2 protein-coding genes are annotated in these 2,365 nt (G+C 34.3%); both read left to right on the forward strand.

What is annotated here, in order from left to right:
* Window positions 1-44: 44 nt before the first annotated feature.
* A complete protein-coding gene (locus JQM81_RS13335) occupies window positions 45-413 on the forward strand; it encodes a BlaI/MecI/CopY family transcriptional regulator (RefSeq protein ID WP_235234291.1) in 369 nt (122 codons plus the stop codon).
* 21 nt (window positions 414-434) lie between these two features.
* Window positions 435-2,234 carry a BlaR1 family beta-lactam sensor/signal transducer gene (locus JQM81_RS13340; protein WP_235234292.1) on the forward strand — a complete coding sequence of 600 codons (1,800 nt, stop codon included), beginning with the start codon at window positions 435-437 and terminating at the stop codon, window positions 2,232-2,234.
* Window positions 2,235-2,365 lie beyond the last annotated feature (131 nt).

A 2,365-nucleotide genomic window follows, 5' to 3' on the forward strand; every position in this document is an offset into this window, starting at 1 on the left:
ATATAATATTTTTATTACATTTGTAAGATTTGGAGGAATATCACATGAACAATCTGCCTCAAATTTCAGAAGCTGAATTTGAAGTTATGAAAATCGTTTGGAAATACGCACCAATCAGCACCAATGAAATTACTGAAAAATTAACACAAATTTCCCGTTGGAGTCCTAAAACAATTCATACATTAATTAAACGTCTCGTTTCTAAAAAAGCACTAACCTACGAAAAACAAAGCCGGGTTTTTGTCTATACTCCATTGGTCAAGGAAGACGAATATATTCGGCAGGAAAGTAATTCTTTTTTAAAACGATATTATAATGGTAATATCACTTCTATGCTTGCCTCTTACATTGAGGATGATAAATTGTCTGAAGAAGACATTGCCAGCTTACGGAATCTTCTTTCCAATCATTAACCATGGGAGGAGGAGCATATTTTGATATATTTTAGTTTTCGATTTTTACTGTGTAATGCCATCATTTGTATTTTTTTAGGTAGTTTACTGGGATTAAAAAATTTATTGCAAAGGCAATTATCCGCACGTATGCAATATAATCTTTCGATTATATTTCTTGCCGTTCTAATTGTTCCCTTTTTACCAATAAGCTCTGCCCCATCTTCTATATCGTGGAGCCATTTGCTGACAGCCAGTTCAAGTACCAATGGTGACATTCAAACCACTTTTCTTTCTGGTAATGGTTATAATTTGGATAAAATAAATGATTTTGCTGTCTCTGTCAGCACCCAAATACCAACTTTTATTCACACATTACTTGTATTTTTCTGGAGTATCGGTATATTCATAATGTTTTTTCTTCTCTACCGCTCAGTAAGACAAGTAAACGCCTTACATAGTTCTGCTTTACCTCTTCAAAATGAAGAACTAAACGCTCTTTATATAGAATGTTTAAACGAAGTGAACAGCAAGCATACCATTCCGATTTATAGTACAGCATTTTTGAAATCTCCTGTTTTGGCTGGTTTCCTGCATCCTCGCATTTATCTTCCAATTCACTTGATTTCAGATTTTAACGCTGGAACTATAAGCGCAACTGATATTCGATATATGCTTCTTCATGAACTGCAGCACTACAAGCATAAAGATATTCTAATTGGATATTTGATAAATACAGTACATGTTTTCTACTGGTTCAATCCCCTAATCTGGTATTTTCTAAAAAGAATACGGCAGGAACGCGAACTTGCCTGCGACAGTGCTGTATTACAATTATTGAAAGAAACAGAATACAAGTCATATGGAAATACACTGATTAACTTTGCCGAAACAATAGCTCTGTCTCCATTCCCTCTTACTATGGGAATCAGTGGAAATATAAAACAGTTAAAAGGACGCATTTTAAATATTGCATCATTCCACCAACCTACTTTTAAACAAAAAATTCGTGGATATCTTATATGCATATTCGTCTCTACTATCATCATTGGATGCATTCCCATACTTTCTGTTTATGCTTCTGATCAGACTGGCTATCATTTTGACACAACCGAAAAGAATATTACTCAGCTAAATCTTTCTTCCAATTTTGGGGACTACACCGGAAGTTTTGTTTTATATAATCAGTCTGCTGATAAATGGAATATTTATAATATGGATCATGCTTCCACACGTGTATCACCGAATTCGACTTATAAAATATATGATGCATTACTTGGCTTGGAATCTGGAATTATTACACCAGAACATTCCACTTTCACATGGAATGGAGAACCATATCCTTTTAATTCATGGGAAGCCGATCAAGATTTAACCTCGGCTATACATAATTCTGTAAACTGGTATTTTCAGGCAATTGATTCACAGGCAGGTTTTGAAGCCGTAAGAACATTTTTACAGACAATAAACTATGGGAATCAAAATACTGGAACAAATCTAAATCTCTATTGGACAGATTTCTCTCTGAAGATATCACCCATAGAACAGGTGGAATTGTTACAGGATTTCTATCAAAATAATTTTCATTTTGACAGTAAAAATATCCAGGCTGTAAAAAAAGCCCTGCTGCTTTCCACTACTTCTTCCGGTTCTCTTTACGGGAAAACAGGAACTGGGCGTGTCAATGGTAAAGATGTCAATGGCTGGTTTATCGGATACATTGAAACAGCGAATAATACTTACTACTTCGCAACAAATATTCAATCCTCTTCTGGTGCAACTGGAAGTCAGGCTACCGAAATAACAGAATCTGTACTTTCTAATCTTGGTATTTGGAAATAAATAAGAGCCTGTGAAAAAAACTCTGTAAATTAAACACTATAAAGGTCTTCTATGATAAAATATATTAAATCATAGGAGGCCTTTTATTATGGCAAACAGAAAAAAAGAAGTTTACAAACCAAAACCGATGA

It is taken from the genome of Faecalicatena contorta (assembly GCF_021531895.1).
Taxonomy (GTDB): Bacteria; Bacillota; Clostridia; order Lachnospirales; family Lachnospiraceae; genus JAFBIX01.

Excerpts from the sequence above, each read along its gene's own strand:
- JQM81_RS13335 (WP_235234291.1), top strand. The coding sequence starts at position 45 with ATGAACAATCTGCCTCAAATTTCAGAAGCTGAATTTGAAGTTATGAAA.